This is a genomic window from Calidifontibacillus erzurumensis, from assembly GCF_013303125.1.
GTDB classification, from domain to species: domain Bacteria; phylum Bacillota; class Bacilli; order Bacillales; family Bacillaceae_J; genus Calidifontibacillus; species Calidifontibacillus erzurumensis.
Map to the genome: position 1 here is coordinate 1 of NZ_JABTTE010000062.1, position 1,038 is coordinate 1,038.

The window sequence follows — 1,038 nt, forward strand, 5'->3', positions numbered from 1 at the left end:
CGCGGTGGTAATGGCTGGGTCACCCAATAATTCACCCCATTCTTTTGGAGCTTTATTGGATGTTAATATTATTGATGACTTGTTATATAAGTCATTAATCAAGTGAAAAAAGAGATTAGCCTCTTGCTGATCCATTGCCATAAACATTAAATCATCAATGATAGTCAAATCTGCATTTCGGATTCTTTTTAATCTTGTATGAGATTTTCGGGAGATTTCCTCTGTTTTTAAGGTATGGATTAATTCTCCCATTGTAATAAACATGACTTTGTATCCTTGTTGGATGGCTTCCAATCCAAGCCCTACAGCCAAATGGGTTTTCCCCACTCCGGGAGGACCGAGTAAAATGATATTAAAGAGCTGCTCAATCCAAGTCAGTTCTCTCAATTGATTGAATTGCTTTCTGCTTAATGATTGCTGTTCATCCAAATTAAAATCATCCAGTGTTTTATAAAATGGGAAGGATGCCCACTTGATTCTTTTTTCATTCTGTTTTTCCTCCCGGCGTTTTTTCTCATAATCTAATAAACTATTTAGAAAACTAAGATAGGACACCTCCTTTTCTTCTGCTTCTCTTACAAGAAGAGGCAAATGGAGTGCAGCTTCTGAAAAATGCAACGTTTTTAATTTTTCCTGTGCTATTGTTAATTGGCTCAATGCTGACCCTCCAGTACTGCTAAATACTCATTGACATCTCTTTTTTGTGATGTGGTTTCGAAGAGTGATTGATGATCAATATTTAACGGATGTATCGATACTGGTTTTTCGATTTGAGTTGTGTTATGTGTCAGTCGTTGCCGTTCAATATACTGAACCATATCGATAAAATCTGTTGCACAAAAAAGCTTCTTCCTCATGCACTCCCGCAAAGCGGTGTCAATGATATCTTGCTGATCTATTCTTTTAATCTCTCTTAATATCATCTGAAGCTGATCCCGAATATACCTCTGACGCTTCTTTCGGACTTCTTCTAGAAAAGCGTTGGCTTCATCCACATTTGTAAAATACCCTGCGACTGTACGGATGTAAGCATCAATG

Annotated in this window: 1 protein-coding gene and 1 pseudogene; both read right to left on the reverse strand. The window is 37.4% G+C overall.

The window, feature by feature from the left end; translation table 11 throughout:
- Nucleotides 1-657, reverse strand: a 657-nt coding sequence (gene istB, locus HR057_RS16775) for an IS21-like element helper ATPase IstB (RefSeq protein WP_173732645.1), incomplete at its 3' end; no start/stop codon positions are given.
- Nucleotides 654-1,038 (reverse strand): annotated as a pseudogene (locus tag HR057_RS16780) (IS21 family transposase); the annotation flags it as partial. The gene istB and the pseudogene HR057_RS16780, both read right to left, overlap by 4 nt.